Origin of the sequence: Enterovibrio norvegicus FF-33 (genome assembly GCF_000286835.2) — a bacterium.
Classification (GTDB): Bacteria; Pseudomonadota; Gammaproteobacteria; order Enterobacterales; family Vibrionaceae; genus Enterovibrio; species Enterovibrio norvegicus_A.
In genome coordinates, this window is the sequence record NZ_AJYD02000038.1 from 1,308,839 (window position 1) to 1,325,841 (window position 17,003).

Below are 17,003 nucleotides of genomic sequence, written 5' to 3' on the forward strand. Positions count from 1 at the left end.
AACGCCAACTTTTTGAGTTGGCTTTTTTTTGTGTCTCAGATTGCCGCTTACTTACCGCAGCATTTCTTGTATTTCTTGCCGCTACCGCATGAACAAGCGTCATTACGGTTTGGCGTTTTTTCAAACACTGTGGTTTGTGGCTTGCAAAGCAGTGTTTCGAACTCAGTAATTTCTTCTGGTTGCTCTGCATCTACTGTAATGGTCACAAACAGCTGGTTTTCAAGCGCTTTGGCTTCCAGTTCAGCTTTACGCTCTTCAGTTTGTACCGTCAGCATCAACGGAAGGTCTTCTGAACCCGGCTTTGCTGCACGCTTGGTGTTGTAACCAAAACTTTCGTATTTTGGTTTTTTTTCAATTCTGCCTTTATAGAAAAACTTAGACATGGGATTTTCCGGGTTAGTTGAATGCGGAGTGAGGTTATACAGCAAAACGCATCCGCAATAAATATTAACGAGACATGATCCCGCAATTCATTACTGCTGAAGCCCAAAGAGGCGAAGATTCAGGTGAAATCGCCGCCTAAAGGGACATGGACATTTCCGAATGTCTACTGGGTAGCGTCTATCGCGAGTCGACGAAAGGCGTCAGTCTTCTTGTCTTCTTCGCTGCAAACACTCAGTAAATCGTCGATGAAATGCTTCAAGGCGCGGTGCTCAATCTGCTTGATCTGCGTTTGCTGGGCTTCCGGTAACATGTGATACATGCTTGCCGCACCAAAATCACCGAAGATGATATTCGCTTCTTCGTCAAACAAGGTGTTATGGGCGTACAAATCGCCGTGACAGACCTGACTGTCATGCATGTGCTGAAAAACGTCTTCCATCTGCGCGACGATTTTTTCGATCTGTGCAATCGACAGCGTAAAACCCTGCGGGAAGGTATCTCGCGTGCATGTTTCGAAGTTTGGTGGCAGGCCAAGGTTCTTAAAGTGTGACGGGATCAAATTCATCACCAGTGCAAGAAAACCGGGCTCGCTGACCTGTGCTAACGACTGCACAAGGCTAGGATGATTGCCGACCTTTAAGCACGCATTAAGCTCGTCCTGTGGGTAGCCATCACTGGTGACTTCGCCTTTAAATACTTTCACCGCGATGTCATTGGGAAAATCGCCTTGGTTTGCATTCCATACGGCTTTAGAAATCACGCCTGACGCGCCTTGACCGAGCACTTCTTGTCGCTCAAAACTGGACGATGGGACATGTGGGACAGACTCAACATTCGCATCAGATTGGCAGAACGGATTTCCTGCAAACGCAAACCACGCCAGTTTTGGCAGGCTAAGCAAGTGATCGGGGCATTCACGCAATTGGTTTGCAGAAATACGCAAAAGCTCGAGGTTTTCCAATTCACCCATTGTGTGCGGCAGCGAGGTTAACTGGTTACCTGCCAATGCCAGTTTTTGCATTCGCGGGCGTTGGCCTACGGCATCTGGCAAGGTTTCAAGTTGATTGTCAGTTAAGATCAACCAGCGGAGTTTTGGCGGCAGCGCGTTTTCGGACACATAGCGGATGTGGTTAGCTTTAAAGCCAATCATTTCTAACTCTGGGCATTCACCCAGCACTTCTGGCAGTGCTTCAAACAGATTGTCTGAGGCAAAGATGATTTTCAGCTTGGTCAGTTGCTTGATCTCAGCGGGCAGAGAAGAAAGCTGGTTTCCAGACAAATCGAGAATTTCTAAGCTGTCAGCCAGCGAAATAATCTCTAGCGGAAAAGTGGTGAGGTTGTCGGAAAGGCTTAGGCGTTTAATACCTGCAAGTTCGCCGGAGGTTAGCTGAGAAAGAGTGTGCAAAATGAGGAATCCATGCTGATCGAAAACAAAACGGAGGGTAGTTTACAAGAAAGCCAATCAAAAAGGGTAATGACTTGTCCCGCTAGCAGCGGGGTGATGGGCGCAATGCCTCGTTAAAGCCTTGCCAACAAATCGAACGACAAGCTTCACGTGAGGTTTAACGCAAGAACCGTAGGATATGACCTTTGAAAATCTTATCGAGATAGTCAGTGTTGTCTGGTTTGGTATGGCTACTGGTGAAACCGTATTCGAGCATCTTGGTGCTCAGTTTGTTTTTGCGTCCTCTGCCTGGGTCAACAATAATCACTTCGCAGTTGTCGTTGGCGTGGTTTTGAATGAAATACGCAAGCAAGTCGACATGCTGATCTTCATAGAGCAAATCGCTACCAATGATCAGATCAAATAAACCCAGTTTACTCGTATCATCCGCCCAATCGGCACGTTCATAAGTAATATGATTGCCGTTATTCAGTTGGGTGTTTCTATCAAGAAAACCTTCGACTTCAGGGTGATGATCTGTCGCGGTAATATCTGCATCTTGCTCGTTGAGTAACAAGCTCGACAACGCAATGCCGCAACCCATTTCGAGAATTCGCTTCCCCTCGGTATCAAAACTCAACATATGGTTGGCGAGAACTAAACTCGATGGCCATACCACGCCAAAAATTGGCCAAGAAGCAGAAGAAATCCCAAGGTTTTTGGCGATGTCACAAGGGTCACTAAACTGCTGCTTGTCACGCAGAGTGCATAGATGGATATCGTTGTTGCCAATCTCAATGGTTTGATAGCGAACACGAAGAGGGGGAGTGATGATCGTCATAGTCTTTCCTGGCCGAGTAACGAGACGAAGCTCTGCCAAATATCGGTCTATAGATGACGAAACAATTGAGTTATCAGGTTAAAGCAAACTGGGGGTTACACAAGGTATTAAACAGGTTGTCGGTGGTAATGCGAGGCACAGAGACAAAAAGAGCGCCTGAGATCAGGCGCTCTTTGTTGAATGCAGTTTACATTGTCTGCTGGCGAAATATTCGCTGTGTCGAATCAGTGCGTTTTACTTGGGCCGTTGCGAACCAAATCTTTACCAGTCTCAAAAACTTCCTGCGTGACACTGCGAGCAAGGATCAACTGGTGATTGTCGTCTAGAACCGCGACAAATGGGCGGCCATCTGAGTTGTTGGTTGCAAGGGCAACGCCCGCAACGCCTTTTAATCCAAACCCGCCGCTTTCAATTGCGATAAGAAAGGTTTCCAACTCTTGCAGGTTGTCGATGATATCAAGTTCGTTATTCATTTGTTCAACACTCATTGTGCGCTTGAAGAATTTAACTGCGCAGATTATTTCACGTCATCACACGATTTGGCAATGTACAGCGCTATCGGCAAGCGCTTGACTGCGTCATCAACCGCCTTCGCATGGGGGATATGTCAGAGCATTTGTTGATGTTCGCTCGAAAATCTGGGGGCTGATTAATGCATTCATGTGTTGGACGGCGACAATACCCACATTTATTTTCGAGGAATTATGATTCATGGAAGAACTGGTTGGCGGTCGTGAAGGTGTTATCTATAAGCGTGGGGATATCGTGGTACGCCCGTTGAATGCGTGGTCTTCTACCGTTCATCTTTTACTGAATCACTATCACGCGCAAGGCTTAACGGAATGCCCGACATGCTTAGGCGTAGAAGGTGACACCGAGCTACTCAGTTACGTGAAAGGCGATGCGTACAATTACCCCTTAACGGGTGCGATTGCCAGTGAAACGGCGCTGATAACGGCGGCCAAATTGTTAAGAAAGCTGCATGATGCTTCAACATCGTTTCTCTCTAAACACCACACCGATTCATTGACATGGATGCTACCCGCGCGACAACCGCAGGAAGTGATTTGCCATGGCGACTATTCGCCTTACAACGTGGCGTTGAATGGCAAAACAGTGGTTGGTGTGTTTGATTTTGACACCGCCCATCCCGCCCCGCGAGTGTGGGATATCGCCTATGCCGTGTATTGCTGGGCTCCGTTCAAAACCGACAAGATCGACGCATTGGGTACGCTGATAGAGCAAAGTGAACGCGCCAAGCAATTTTGCGATGCCTATGGCGCGACAAAGCAAGATCGTACCGTGTTGGTGGATACCATGGTGGCGCGTTTAACTACCTTAGTGCGGTTTATGCATGATGAAGCCAACGCAGGCAATGCGCAGTTCAAAGCCAACATAGAAGATGGGCATCACCTGAGCTATTTGGCAGACATTGATTATTTAAAGCGCAACCAAGAGACGATAACGGCGAGGTTGTTGGCGTGAGGGAGCAAGCAGAGGTCTGTGGTGTTTATGCCCCAAAATGAGTTAGGTTTATTCTCTGCTCGGAATAAGAGAATCCTCATTGTTTAATCTGCGCCTGACTTTTAACCTGTTGATAAGTTAAGCAGATAAAAAGCCAATACATACTGATGGAAGTGATATTTTAGGGGTTTCTATAAACCTATATTTTAAACGATGAAAAATTGACCTAAATTAGATATAAGTAAACAAATACGTGCAATTAATTTTTACTAAATAAGGGGTTATCTTTTTTTTTCGATATTTAATCACTTAATAAATTGTTATTATTCATTGGTTTAGTGGTGCCGCCTCATAAAATATAAGTTCACAGTTGTTCAAAGTGTGATACGGAAACGCATCACACCACATCACATCATCGTATTGGTGAGAAAGCCAAGTGAATTTAGAAATACGAAAAATCGTAAATTAAAAGAGTTTATCGTAGGTGTAATTAAAGGCTGGGAATTAGGCGAATTTTTGGCTTATATGGATGAGTTTGAACGCCATTTAGTGTGTGAAAGGTGCAGTAATAAAATAATAGAAGGTTAGTATTCGTATGTGTTGATTGTATTCTATTTCAGTGCTTGTGATGTATGCTAAATAAGCTTACCCTCAGATGATTCTTGCTCCTCGGTGACGGGTATGGTTAATGTGTCAGCAAAAAAATAGGTAGCCAAAGCTACCTATTTTTGATTTTACGTTGGTTTAGTATTGACTGAAGTCAACAGTGATTGGAGAAACTGTCGTTGCTCTGTGTCGTGGTGAATGACTCTCTAAGCGATAAGTTTGGCCTGCCATCTCTTCTGTTAATACCACGTCAAAACGGTAAGTTTCGTTTTCAGGCTCATGACCACCTGCAATCAAAACAGAATGCTTATGACTGTATCCGACGTTATAGGCGCAGAAGGTCAATGTGTCTTCATCATTGACTAACTGCAAGGTTTGCCCTTTGAATGTCTGAGGGGAACAGGTGTTGAGTGAGGCTTCTTTTTCAAGCGGTATCACTTTCTCAACACGTATACCATCACGATCAATCACGATCTCGGCACGCAATTGAGTCGTATTTGAAGCGGTAGCTTGAACATCGTTGTCGCTGAATGCACTGTTGTTTTCAACGCTCCATTCAAACGCCGATACCGTGCCTTCTTCTTTTACGATGATGCCAGTTTCATCCTTAGCGATAAGTTTGACGGTATATGCACTAAATTCATGCTCGCCGTATCGGATTTCTTTGGCGTTATCCAATGCTTGCTGGTGAACACCGTTGATGTACCACTTGAACGACTGTACACGTTTTTCACTACCGTCTTCATCATAGAATTCTACGGATGGATTGAAGGCGAAAACCTGCTCGGCTTGGTCTGTATAATGTAGCGTCATGAATCGCTGGTTTAACGCGGCATGCTTTGGAGCAATGACAGAGAAATAACCCGTTTTGGCGTATAAGCGATTGGCCCAGCGCTCGGCGTTATAAGCATAAAACGGATAACCGTTCTCTTTCATGATTGAGATGTCGGTTGAACGCCACATGTCTTTTGCCTGATTTAACCCACCTTCATACCAACCTGTTGTACCAGCAGGGCAACCAGCAGAGGTTGATTTACACACATTATCCAATGTGGTGTTGTCAGGCAGGAAGTGACGCCAAGGAACTTTGTTGAAATCAGCGCACACATTGCTGTCACAAAAATTCGGGTCGCGTATTCCACCGTAAGTATATTCATCATGTAGATCGCCAAATGAATGGCCAAGCTCGTGAACAAATACATGTGGATTCATTTTATTAGACGTGGGTACCATACCGCCAAGGCCACCATATACATTGGTATTGACCATTACCATCGACATATCATAATGCGGTACGACCTTAGCTATGGTGCCGCGCACTCGATAATTATCGACCGATAAAGCGCGTGCCTCTGAGAACGTCCCACCGTTATAAAAACCTGCATCGAATGCCGTATCTTTGTTATTTTTATGTTCAATAGCAGGGCTTGGGGTGTTTTCCGCAACCAGGCAATTGTCGTAGGTGATAGGGTCACAACCTTGTTCAATCGACCAATCAGCACCGCGATCATTGGAAGCCACGAAAACGGAATGGATGTTGTACATCGCGATGTGAGGTACAAGGTTTTCATAACTCAAAAAAGCTTCAATCGCATTTTTGACATGTATATCAAATAATGCACGGTCACGTTCAAGGTATCCATCCCCCGTGATCACCAAATCCCAGCCTTTTCCGTCAGTGCGACCTGTGTACAATTTGTGGTCGCCATCAGCAGAGGTATATACCGGTTTATCAAAATCGATAACCGGACGAATGCTTGGGTCGTAGTCAATCTGTTCGGCAAAAAACACTTCGCCTTCACCGTAGCCCAGTAGCGCAACATAATCGGATTTGATTTTGATCCGGATGTCGCCTGCGCGATAGGTTTGATTGAAGATGCGGATTTTGTTTTCCGTCATCGGCTGGTAGGTTAAGCCGCCGTCAAGGCTGTATTCATACAGCGGATAGCTAATGACATTTTCTGATAAGAGTATCTGGTTTCCGTCACGAACCAAGCTTGGATCTTGGTAGTTAATGCCACCCAGAATTCGATTGACACCGATTAGCGCAAGGTAATATTTCTCTGGATTCTCCTCATCAAACGCTTGAATTAATAAGTCTCTATGAGCAAGTAATTCGCTATTGATATTGGCAGAAATCAACAGTTCGACAAACGTCATGATCGGGGCGTGTTTCTCTTGATACATAACGCTTGGGTCATAAACCTCTCCATCATAATTGTTGCCTAATGCTGGGTAGTCTATGGTGGGTGCTACGCCTGACACCGTGGTGAAGGTGTATGGGGCGGTAATAGTATTAATGGTGTGAAAACGCGAGTAGGTATCACGGCGAGTACTGAGGTTGATGTCGTAATACTGAGCGACCAGTCTAGGTAAGCAGGTACCCTCAAAAGCAGAATAATCGCTGTCAACAAAATCGGCAATATCGTGATAGACGTAAAGATCACCACCTTCCTTTATAAACGTTTCTATTTCGGTACATGGTTGTGGGTTGTTCTTTTCAATCTGTGCGTAGTAAGCGTGATGCCGACTGACATTCAATGGCTCATTGACGAAAGAAAAGTTGACGTCATTGTTTGCCACGTAGGCAGTGAGGCGCTCGTCCACGGCTTCACGTTGTGTGAGAGTGTAACTGGCTGATTGGCCCGAATATAAACCAATAGCATTGAGCAGTACGTCGGAAAGTGGGTGGACATTATTCCAGAAAGTGTAAATATCATCCCGGATTACAAATACTCTTGAATCACTGTTCGGTGCTAGCTCTGGTTTAATGTGTCCAAAGCTAATGCCGTCAGATGATGACAAAAGATTGGCGGAATAATAACCCATGATGTTGTTCATTTGTGAGGTGTATGAATCAACATAAACCTGATTCTGTGGCCCTAGAATTGTGCGCGCATCTTGGTTGTGGTTAATAATGGCCTGCGCCAATGTTAGCTGTTGTACTGGGGAAACGAGAGCCGCAAGAGAGAGATAATCACTGTTTGCTGTACTTGTCTCTAGTTGCTCAATGATGACGCTATGGTTATTTAGAATCGCAGTGTTAATGGCTTTATTGAAGTTAAGTAAACCGAAACGATAGGCAGCACCTTCAAGACCAGTAAGTGTATCGACATGTTGATGGAAGCTATTTGCATCTTCTATAATGGTGTCGAGTTGGGTGATGTCGTTTAGATTGATGTTCTTATTGTTGAGAAGAAAAGCTTTATAGAAGGGAAGTGTACGTTCATTGTAATCATTTCCGACTAGGCCGCTGAGAGCGTCACCTGAGAAATCAATGACACCATCGCTGTCAATAAACGCCTGAATTTTTAAAACCAGTTGACCTATGGGGTAGTTAAACGCAACGTCATCTTTATTGCTAAGTATTTCATCCATGCCAGCTAGTGCTGCGCTATGATAATTGGTCATTAAGCATGCCAATATCATCAATGCCGATTTTTTCAACATTTACTCCTGTTAATAATACAGTTCGATAAACAACGTTATACGCTCGTAAAAAGCCAATTATAGATTCGATCCGTTTGGCCTTTTGTATCATTGGCGAAAGTGTTAGCTCGCATCAAATCAAATGCTTAATCAATAGGATGAAAATCATTAATAGATGAGAAGGTTATGTATTTAACCTATTTTCGAAGTCATTAATAGTAGTGGTTCTTATGTTAAAATGTTGATTTTTAAATAAAAAAATTATAGATAGTTATTTCATCATGATAATGAAAATAATATTTAGGTAAGTTTTAATTAAATATTTATTTCATTATGTTTCATGGGTGCATGCTTTATTGTGCATTTTGTAGGTTTTATAATGCATTTGTGTTGTAAGTGCCTGATGACAAGCCGTGAGCGTAGTGATTGAAATTTTTCATGTGAAATTCGCATTTTGTCTCTTGCGTGCATGTAAATTATCAATAATAAAGGTTCTTTATATTTATCGTGATTATGGCGGCGCAGGGCCTATTTAAAGGTGGTGGTATATTTATTGTATCGGTGTCTGGATGATTAGTTGTTTCAGATAAACCAAATCTAAAAGGCTTTCGATGAATTAATATAGGCTGGTGGCTGGAGTGATAAATAACGCTTCTGATTGGTCAGTTTTAATTTATTAATTAAATAGGGTCGAATAAGGAAAATTTATTTCTCGTGAAGTAACCGCTAAACAGGGAAGTATTAGATGATGGCGTTCATTGCTGAACAAGTGATAGTTAAGAGTGTCGGGTATTTCAATTGGCTATCCAAGTGCAATCACACGCGGATTTTTGCTCCTGTGCTTCCGGTGAAGCCTTTATTTGGGTTTTACCGAAGCCGTGCTACTGGCTACTGGCTAACGTCTTCCGCTTCAAACTGAATGGCTGCCTGTTCTTCAATGTGGCGGAAGTAGTCACGGTCTTCGGTCAGGATATGCATGATCAACCATTCGGTTAGGAATGTTTTTACTTTTCCGGGCTGGTCGACGAGGCGATTTTCGGTGATTTCATATTGGGCTTCGTAGACGTCAAAAATTTGAGTAATCAACTTGTGGTGGTGCGCTTTATGACGCAGGATTTTATCCTCAGGATAACCCACTTCTTCAAGCAGTTTTTCTTCACGGCGGAAATGCGTTTCTGCATAACGAATTAATTTATTCAGCGTTTCAAAAATTACCTGATCATCGTCACCCCGACGAATGTTGTCGTAGAAGCGATTGGCAATATCGAACAGCATCTTGTGCTCGTCATCAATGCTTTTCACGCCTGACTCGAAAATCTTTCCCCAAGCAATAAATTTTGTCGTCATATCATTCCCTTAACCCAATTAAACCAGTGTAAGGCAGTTCAAATTTGAGCGAAACGATAGACCTCATGAATAGTAAGTTTAATTTATTCGTCAGTAATAAATGAGTGATCAGCAAGGATTTAGTCAATCGCTGTTTCCAACCCATTGATGCGTGACCTTCTATTGATAAGTCATGGTGAGCCACACGCGTATTCATCAGGCAGAGGTGATTTTTGACAGCGGGAATGACACAGGGAAAGAAATCCCAGAGTGATGTGAGCCGCATTCAATACGCCAATTCTACGTTACTGATTATTATGTAACTTAAGTGAAACACTCGAATACTACCGTTGCCCAATCTTAATTTGAGTAGTTGGTAGGAAACAAACATGACTGTACGTCAGCGGCTGCTGATCGCCTTTACCCTCTTTATCGCGTCAACCATTGGGCTTGGCAGTCTGGCTCTTTGGATATCATCACGTTCTGCTGATGCGTATTCGGAATATGTGAACGAGCAATTACCCGAAGTGTGGGCGCTAATGGCGTTTGAGCGCGACCATCGCACCTTACTGACGCTGTCGCAGAAAATTAAAGCGCAGCTTTTGTTCTGGAATGAAGTCACTCCTCAGTTTGACGCGTTCAAAGATAACTACGAGCAGAGTTGGCAGGCGTTGTCTCGGTATCCTTCCCTAAGTGCGTGGCGCGATGAACATGTTGAACAGAAGCAAAATCTGGATGTTTATGTAGAAAAGCTTGGTGATGCGATAGCCAATCAGAGTTTTTACGATGCTGGAAGGCTGGTGGATTTTGATATGTATTCAACCATTGATCCTATCCTTCTGGCGATTAATGAAAAACTCACTGAACGCCAAGCCCACGCGCAATATACTGCGAATGGGCTGATAGGCTTTTTGAATCAGCAGGCTAACGTTATCTATATCGGTGGTGGTGTCGCATTGCTCATGGCGATGGTGCTGATGTTATGGCTTCGGAAAACCGTGATTATTAGACTGAATAACATTTCTACTGCGCTAACGAATATTGATACTGAGTCCGATCTCTCTGTGCGCATCGACGACCATTATCATGATGAAGTCTCGGCAGTTGCGCGTGCCACTAATAATTTACTTGAGAAGTTCAACCAGTTTGTTAATCACATTCAGACTCGCACGGGAGAATTGGATCAACAGTCGGATACGCTGGGGAACCAAAGTCGCAAGGTTTCTGACATCAATGAAGATACACGCTCACAGATCACAGAGGTCGCACATTCATTAACCGTCATGGAAATGGCAACCGCGGAGATTGCTTCTGCTATGAAAGATACTCGCGAATGCATCAGTAAGTTGGCGCATGACAACGGCGAACTTCAAACGCAAATGACGGCGACTGAACAATCCATTGCTTACAGCGTCAGCACGGTGGAAAAAGTGGAGGTGACGATGGCGAGCTTGAAACAAACCAGTGAGCAAATAGCCAGTGTGATGGATGTCATTGAAAGCATTGCTCAGCAAACTAATCTGCTGGCCTTGAATGCCGCAATTGAAGCGGCGCGAGCAGGGGAGTATGGACGTGGTTTTGCTGTGGTTGCTGATGAGGTTCGTAGCCTTTCACTGCGTACTTCTGAATCAACCGGCGATATTCGCACTTGGATCAATGATCTGCTTGCTCGAGTGGATGCAGCCACCTCGTTGCTTAATGATTCTAAGCAAGCCAGTGAAGATAACCAAAAAGCCAGTGTTCAGTTACAACTGTATTTGGGTGAAATGAACCGTACCTTTGATGGGTTAGAGCATCGCAGTACGGAAGTGGAGGTTGCGCTATCTTCGCAGCATAGGGAAATTGAGCAACTCACTGAGCGTCGCCGAGATCTGAAACGAGGCAGCCAATTACTCACGGCAGCCATCAGTACAACCAACGATGTCAGTGGTGAGCTAAGTACCCAATCAACGGCGTTGACCAAGCTGACAGATCAATTCCAAATTTAGCCTGGTAAAGTCTTTGGCTATATCATTAATCCCTAGGATTCGCGTGAAAGAGTCATCAACACCAAGCAAAATTGCACTTAAATTGAATGGGCTCGTGTAGTTCAATTTTGCGATGAGGTAGTGCCACCATGGCGTACAAAAACACAGAAAAAGCAAAAAACGAAGCGGTGGAGTGGGCATTAACCCATGGCATGGCGTTGAAGCAAACCCTAGATTCCGCAAGGCACCCTGCATTTGCCTTAACGCCAACGGTAATTGAGCAGACGCGTTTTGAACGGCTTAAGTCATCGGTCCATCTGCTGGGTAAATTGGTACATGCCGTATCGCAAGATCATGATTATTTGCATGAAGCCATCGCGCCTATCACGGCAGGCAATGTGTTTTTCAAGACTCTACTCAAAATGGCAGACGATATTCATTGCAGTGACGGGCCTCAATCATGTTTGCCTATGCTGCTGATGCGCAGTGATTTCATGGACGATGCACAGCTTGGTCCAAAACTGGTTGAATTTAATGGCATCGCGGCGGGTATGGGACCGTTCGGTCAGCGCATTCATGAATTGCACTGTTATTTGGCAAAACAATGGCCAGCACCCTATACGGAATGGTCGGGTGATGAAGTCGGACGACCCGTTAGCAATTCCGCGTTGCAAGGTTTGGCGGCAGGCATTGCTGCGGCGACATGGAAGATCAAACAGGAATTTTCAGATGCAGGGACACCAACATTTCTAATGGTGGTGCAAGAGCGCGAAGACAATGTGTATGACCAACACTTGTTGGAACACGCACTGCAAGACAAAGGTATTCGAACGGTGCGTCGTACTTTTCGTGAACTGTATGATGGGCTTTCAACGGGCGAGAACCAGCGTCTTTTGCTAGATGGTATTGGGGCAATTGACACGGTTTATCTGCGCGCGGGTTACCAGTTCTCGGATTATGTGGCACACGACATTATTGATCGCGCATGTTGTGAGGCGCTTACGCAAACTCGCGTCATGATTGAAAAACATCGCGTGGCGGTGAATGCGACGGTGAGCCAGCAGTTGGCGACCAGCAAGCGTATACAAATGCTGCTTTCTTCCCAAAGTGCAGAGTCATTAACGCGTTTTGGTTTGAGCGAATCGGAAGCGAATGAAGTGAAGCATTTGTTGGGCGATATGATCGCGGTGGACGCGCAAAGCGCTGAATGGGTGAAACAACGCCCCTTGGATGAGTGGGTGTTGAAAAATCAGGGAGAAGGCGGGGGTCACTGTGTGTTTGGCGATGACATTTATACCAAGCTAAAGGCGTTAGATCCTAATGAATACGAAGCGTGGGCGTTGATGCGCAGGCTGCTTCCTCTTCCTCGTTCGCAAGCCGCGTATGTGGTGCGAAAAGGCGAGATTTACGTGATTGACGATTTGATCAGCGAAATTGGACTGTTCACGGTTCATATTGATGGTGAGCCGGCATTGGAAAACGGCGGCTACGCGGGGTATCTCATTCGCAGCAAGTCATCTCAAGTCTCTGAAGGCGGCGTTCACAGTGGCATGGGCGCGTTGGATTCATTGGCATTCAAAGCTTAGCGATCTCGAAAACCCTCTGATTTTGGTGATTTTTGAGCACGTTGAAACGATATTTTCTGCCCTCGGTCTTGGCGATTGAGGGAATTTTTGCGAATAACTGACTCGTAAACAACCTGTCATCGACTAATTTTTCTCGGAAAACGTCGCCAAAAACCATTTTGAAAACTCACGCGCAGGCGGCTTTAAAGGCACGTCTTTTCTTGAAACAAGATAGTAGCTTGATGCCGACGGTAAGGCTTTGTCAGATAGCCGAACTAATTCGCCTCGTTCAATTTCCGCTTTGCTCAATACACTTCTCGCTAGAATAACGCCTTGGCCTGCAATCGCCGTTTTCATCGCGAATTGATATTCATTGAAACGAAGTTGACGGCAGTTATCGCTAACCTCTGTGCTGTGTGCTCCTAGCCATTGTTGCCAGCCTGGGGTCACGTTCACCAGTTGTGGGCTGACATCCACGATCATCGCAGATTGTTCAATCAAGGTTTTTAAGTCGTTAGTGCCTAGCTGTTCAATAAGGGCTGGGCTTGCACAGGGAAAGACGGTTTCATCGGCGATTTTATCGAACGTGAGGCCTTCTTGGCTGGGGTTGTAGGTATAGCGAATGGCAAGGTCGAGTGAGTGAGAACGAAAATCGACTTTTGTATTGTCGGTTTCGAGATGAATGCTTAAATCGGGATAGGACGCATAAAACTGAGGCAGTGCATCCATCAGGCGAAGATATGCAAATGACGATAGGGCACTGACTGAAATCTCGCTGCTGGCCGCGCTTGATCGTAAGTGGTGCGTTGCAGACAGCAATTGGTCAAATGCGCTGGTGCTGGTTTCTGCCAACTGTTTGCCCATTTCGGTTAATACCAACTTGCCTTGATGGCGGAAAAACAGCGGTGCTTTGAACCATGCTTCGAGTTGTTTTATTCGCTGGCTGACCGCTGAGGGCGTCACATACAGCATTTGGGCTGCAGCTGCGATCGTCCCAGTTTTGATGACAGCATCAAATGATACCAAGGCGTTCATTGGTGGAATTTCATGATTCATGGTTAGCCTTCGTTCATCAGTCCTTTGATGCTGTCTACCTTAGCATTTATCGCCTATTACCGTATCTATCTTCCCATTTGCGCATTTGACTTCTTGTTATAGATGCCGCGAAAGTAACGCGACTTAAGCACAGCTTACGCCCCCTAAGAATTGATAAATATCGCGCCCATCGACTTGAGGATAGGGTTGTCGCATGAATACTCACGCCTTTGAACTGAAGCCTCGTAGCCTGAAATCTGATTCAGATTCAGATTATCGGCGAAGTGAAAAGACGAAAATAAGGAACATGTGATGACGGTAAATAAAGAGAACTGGGGAAAATATGAGTTAATTTTTGCCATGGTGGTGTCTGGTACGTTAGGTGTCTTCGTGACTGAATCAGGGCAATCTGCGCTCAATGTGGTGTTTTACCGATGTGTGTTTGGTTTTATGTTTCTTGGCGTGTATTCAGGGCTTCGGGGATATTTGCGTTTCAGTATATTAACGGCCAAAGATTGGGCGTTAACCGCATTCGGTGGCATTGCGTTGGTGGCTAACTGGTGCTTGTTGTTTGCCTCGTTTGAATATGCGCCGATTGGGGTTTCAACGGTGGCATATCACGTTCAGCCTATCTTTGTGATGGTGCTAGCGACGCTGTTTCTGAACGAAAAGTTTGCGGCGCATAATTGGCTCTGGATCGGGCTAGCATTTATCGGCGTGACGCTGATTGTCGGACTCGAAACGGAAAATGCGGGCTGGGGGGTAGCAACTGGCGTTCTACTCTCGATATCAGCGGCGTTTCTCTATGCCATTACCACGCTTATCACGCGCCAGCTTAAACACATCAAACCGCATATGCTTGCTGTGGTTCAGCTCGCTATAGGTGGTGTTGTCCTGTTCTTTATTGCACCCATGGAGCAAGTTCCTACGACAGGCGATCACTGGTTTTGGCTGTTGGCTTTAGCATTGATTCATACATGCATCATGTACATATTCATGTATAGCGCCTATCAAAAACTCGAAATTTCGATGGTGGCGGTGCTGGGGTATATTTATCCCGTCGCTGCGGTGATGGTGGATTACATGGTTTATGACAATGCAATCACGCCGCTGATGGCGCTAGGCATTGCGGCGATATTATTCTCAGGCTACGCGATGAATCGCTCACTGACGCCAAGACGTATTCTGGATGCGGTAAAACGACAAGCTACACGCCAGCCTTGCTAAGCGCCCCGACTAAACCCAACAGATGAATCGAAATAGATTGAACGAAACAGGCTAAACGAGCGTGCCACCTGAAAGTGACTGGCTCAGTTCACGCTATTGTCTAATCTTCGATGTTGGGTGTTTTGGGGTAGGGGTATTTGACATGGCCGATACGAATCACAAACACCGTGATGGCCATGATCAGAGTTGCAGCGGCAATGGTCATGATTCGCCAATCGTCCATGTTTTTCATGTCGAGAATAAGATACCGCGCCAGTGCAACAATACCGATGTAAAGGGGCATACGAACTGGCACTTTGCCGGATTCAAAGAAGCTGTGAACCATCGCCAGTACTTCGAGGTAAATAAAGAGCAGTAATAAATCTCCGACTGATACGGTTCTATTCACGATAACGAGATAGATTTCTTCGCCTATGGCGTAAATCGTCGCGATGACAATCAGTACCAATACAACATTTTCCAGACTATGTATGACTTTGGTTGTCGTCTTATGCTTAGGCATCGGAATCTCAAACTGTCCTTAGTTATAAGGTCAGTCTAACGAGATAACTTGAGTGGGGTTTGTATCATTAGCAAGAGCACACTCCCTCAGTGCTGAGGGAGTGTGTAGGTGAAGAACGCGAGATCTTGAATTGTTTAGCGTTGTGCAATCAAATAATTCAATGCACCGCGAATGGCTGCAACTTGTGCATCGTTGCACTCTTGGTCGGTGACTTTCTCGCTGTCTGGGTACACTTCTGTGGTGGTGCTGTACTGGCAATTTGTAAAGCCAGTGCACAGTCCCAATGATTTCACTGGGTAGTTGATCACACCGTCTTGCTCAACAGGTGTACCAATAATCAAGCCCTTGTTGTCAGCTGGCGCAATGTGCGTCACTTTACGCACTTCATCAATGATCGCCGTTTGGAAATCGGTGTTCGGGTTTTCACTGTCTCCCACGGTATAGAATCCATCAGGCACGGTGTCTTCTTCGTAATCTTTGCCATCACGAGCGGCCAGTGCAGGACGAAATTCAGAATCGTCGGTATCCGTGGTTTCATGCAAATCAATGTGCGTGAAGACTTCAACGCTTAAGCGTTTTACCCACGCCATCACATTGGCGGACTCTTCCGATGGGCTGTTTTCTACGAACGAACGGTTTGGATCAACTGCAATTGGGTTCCAACGGTTGATGGTTTCATAACCCCAAGGGCTGATACACGGTGCAACAACCAGGTTGAAGTGCTCGGTATAAGCCAGTGCCTCGGTATCAAGAAACTGCAACGCGCCATGCACACCGCTGGTTTCGTAACCATGAACGCCACCCGTGATCAGAACTGTTGGCTTGCTTTGGTCAAAATTACGGCTTCGAATACCGAACTGCGGGTAACGCGATTCATCAAAAGACAATGCGCCGTATTGCGTGATGTCGAAGCGGTCTTTCAACGCCTCGATTTTTGTCATCACATCCTCTTTGTAGCTGCGCTTGATGCTGGTGGTTTTGAGCCACTGCGCTTTTTCTTCATCTCCCCAAGGCTGCCCTGGTGTGCCGATAGGGAAATTGATGGATGCTATCATGATAATTCCTCATTGAGAGATGGTGAGTTGCTTTCTAGGTTAAACGGCTTGTTGACTGACAGGGTCAGAATTCTCTGGAAAGAGAGAGTAGCACACTCTTTTGCGCATTCAATTGCCATCACATGCTGATTGATAACTATTTTATCATTAATGGCAAGAGGTCATGGTGACATTTATTCCTGCTTATACTTCATGGGGTTAGTATCTGGCTGAAAAAT

At 45.3% G+C, this 17,003-nt stretch carries 13 protein-coding genes; 4 read left to right on the forward strand and 9 right to left on the reverse strand.

The genetic code is table 11. The annotated features are described in order from the left end of the window. Window positions 1-47 precede the first annotated feature (47 nt). The 4 genes from A1OO_RS14040 to A1OO_RS14055 form a co-directional block, all read right to left on the reverse strand. Complete coding sequence (locus A1OO_RS14040) at window positions 48-383, reverse strand: PBPRA1643 family SWIM/SEC-C metal-binding motif protein (protein WP_017003386.1); 336 nt, start codon at window positions 381-383, stop codon at window positions 48-50. A gap of 164 nt (window positions 384-547) precedes the next feature. Beyond that, complete coding sequence (locus tag A1OO_RS14045) at window positions 548-1,789, reverse strand: leucine-rich repeat-containing protein kinase family protein (protein WP_016958526.1); 1,242 nt, start codon at window positions 1,787-1,789, stop codon at window positions 548-550. Window positions 1,790-1,946: 157 nt separating this feature from the next. Continuing rightward, complete coding sequence (locus tag A1OO_RS14050; protein WP_016958527.1) at window positions 1,947-2,609, reverse strand: class I SAM-dependent methyltransferase; 663 nt, start codon at window positions 2,607-2,609, stop codon at window positions 1,947-1,949. Between the two features lie 224 nt (window positions 2,610-2,833). Next, window positions 2,834-3,082: a hypothetical protein gene (locus tag A1OO_RS14055; protein WP_016958528.1), complete on the reverse strand. Its 249-nt coding sequence runs from the start codon at window positions 3,080-3,082 to the stop codon at window positions 2,834-2,836. A gap of 238 nt (window positions 3,083-3,320) precedes the next feature. On the opposite strand from A1OO_RS14055, the gene A1OO_RS14060 reads away from it, so the two are divergent. Then, the gene (locus A1OO_RS14060) at window positions 3,321-4,094 is read left to right on the forward strand and encodes a phosphotransferase (RefSeq protein ID WP_016958529.1); all 774 of its coding nucleotides are present in this window, start codon (window positions 3,321-3,323) and stop codon (window positions 4,092-4,094) included. A gap of 723 nt (window positions 4,095-4,817) precedes the next feature. Here A1OO_RS14060 and A1OO_RS14065 read toward each other — a convergent pair. Further along, on the reverse strand, window positions 4,818-8,129 hold the full coding sequence (locus A1OO_RS14065; protein WP_017003387.1) for a M64 family metallopeptidase: 3,312 nt from the start codon (window positions 8,127-8,129) through the stop codon (window positions 4,818-4,820). A gap of 867 nt (window positions 8,130-8,996) precedes the next feature. Next, complete coding sequence (locus tag A1OO_RS14070) at window positions 8,997-9,455, reverse strand: bacteriohemerythrin (protein ID WP_016958531.1); 459 nt, start codon at window positions 9,453-9,455, stop codon at window positions 8,997-8,999. Window positions 9,456-9,823: 368 nt separating this feature from the next. Here A1OO_RS14070 and A1OO_RS14075 point away from each other — a divergent pair, with 368 nt between their 5' ends. Beyond that, window positions 9,824-11,422, forward strand: a complete 1,599-nt coding sequence (locus A1OO_RS14075; RefSeq protein WP_017003388.1) for a methyl-accepting chemotaxis protein — start codon at window positions 9,824-9,826, stop codon at window positions 11,420-11,422. Between the two features lie 128 nt (window positions 11,423-11,550). Further along, on the forward strand, window positions 11,551-12,987 hold the full coding sequence (locus A1OO_RS14080) for a glutathione synthase (protein ID WP_017003389.1): 1,437 nt from the start codon (window positions 11,551-11,553) through the stop codon (window positions 12,985-12,987). Window positions 12,988-13,110: 123 nt separating this feature from the next. Here the strand turns inward: A1OO_RS14080 and A1OO_RS14085 are convergent, their stop codons facing one another. Next, window positions 13,111-14,022: a LysR substrate-binding domain-containing protein gene (locus A1OO_RS14085; protein ID WP_017003390.1), complete on the reverse strand. Its 912-nt coding sequence runs from the start codon at window positions 14,020-14,022 to the stop codon at window positions 13,111-13,113. Window positions 14,023-14,313: 291 nt separating this feature from the next. Between A1OO_RS14085 and A1OO_RS14090 the strand changes: the two genes are divergently transcribed. Then, entirely contained in the window at window positions 14,314-15,228 is a 915-nt protein-coding gene (locus A1OO_RS14090; protein WP_017003391.1) for a DMT family transporter, read from the forward strand. Window positions 15,229-15,328: 100 nt separating this feature from the next. Here the strand turns inward: A1OO_RS14090 and A1OO_RS14095 are convergent, their stop codons facing one another. Both A1OO_RS14095 and A1OO_RS14100 read right to left on the reverse strand, forming a co-directional pair. After that, complete coding sequence (locus tag A1OO_RS14095) at window positions 15,329-15,730, reverse strand: phosphate-starvation-inducible protein PsiE (protein ID WP_017003392.1); 402 nt, start codon at window positions 15,728-15,730, stop codon at window positions 15,329-15,331. 134 nt (window positions 15,731-15,864) lie between these two features. Then, window positions 15,865-16,785 (reverse strand): M14 family metallopeptidase, encoded by a 921-nt coding sequence (locus A1OO_RS14100; protein ID WP_017003393.1) that lies wholly within the window; start codon window positions 16,783-16,785, stop codon window positions 15,865-15,867. Window positions 16,786-17,003 lie beyond the last annotated feature (218 nt).

What these genes read in the sequence shown, in the direction of transcription:
- A1OO_RS14100 (WP_017003393.1), bottom strand. Translation starts at nt 16,785, where the DNA reads ATGATAGCATCCATCAATTTCCCTATCGGCACACCAGGGCAGCCTTGG.
- A1OO_RS14065 (WP_017003387.1), bottom strand. Translation starts at nt 8,129, where the DNA reads ATGTTGAAAAAATCGGCATTGATGATATTGGCATGCTTAATGACCAAT.
- A1OO_RS14090 (WP_017003391.1), top strand. Translation starts at nt 14,314, where the DNA reads ATGACGGTAAATAAAGAGAACTGGGGAAAATATGAGTTAATTTTTGCC.
- A1OO_RS14060 (WP_016958529.1), top strand. Translation starts at nt 3,321, where the DNA reads ATGGAAGAACTGGTTGGCGGTCGTGAAGGTGTTATCTATAAGCGTGGG.
- A1OO_RS14085 (WP_017003390.1), bottom strand. Translation starts at nt 14,022, where the DNA reads ATGAATCATGAAATTCCACCAATGAACGCCTTGGTATCATTTGATGCT.
- A1OO_RS14040 (WP_017003386.1), bottom strand. Translation starts at nt 383, where the DNA reads ATGTCTAAGTTTTTCTATAAAGGCAGAATTGAAAAAAAACCAAAATAC.
- A1OO_RS14080 (WP_017003389.1), top strand. Translation starts at nt 11,551, where the DNA reads ATGGCGTACAAAAACACAGAAAAAGCAAAAAACGAAGCGGTGGAGTGG.
- A1OO_RS14055 (WP_016958528.1), bottom strand. Translation starts at nt 3,082, where the DNA reads ATGAATAACGAACTTGATATCATCGACAACCTGCAAGAGTTGGAAACC.
- A1OO_RS14050 (WP_016958527.1), bottom strand. Translation starts at nt 2,609, where the DNA reads ATGACGATCATCACTCCCCCTCTTCGTGTTCGCTATCAAACCATTGAG.
- A1OO_RS14095 (WP_017003392.1), bottom strand. Translation starts at nt 15,730, where the DNA reads ATGCCTAAGCATAAGACGACAACCAAAGTCATACATAGTCTGGAAAAT.
- A1OO_RS14075 (WP_017003388.1), top strand. Translation starts at nt 9,824, where the DNA reads ATGACTGTACGTCAGCGGCTGCTGATCGCCTTTACCCTCTTTATCGCG.
- A1OO_RS14070 (WP_016958531.1), bottom strand. Translation starts at nt 9,455, where the DNA reads ATGACGACAAAATTTATTGCTTGGGGAAAGATTTTCGAGTCAGGCGTG.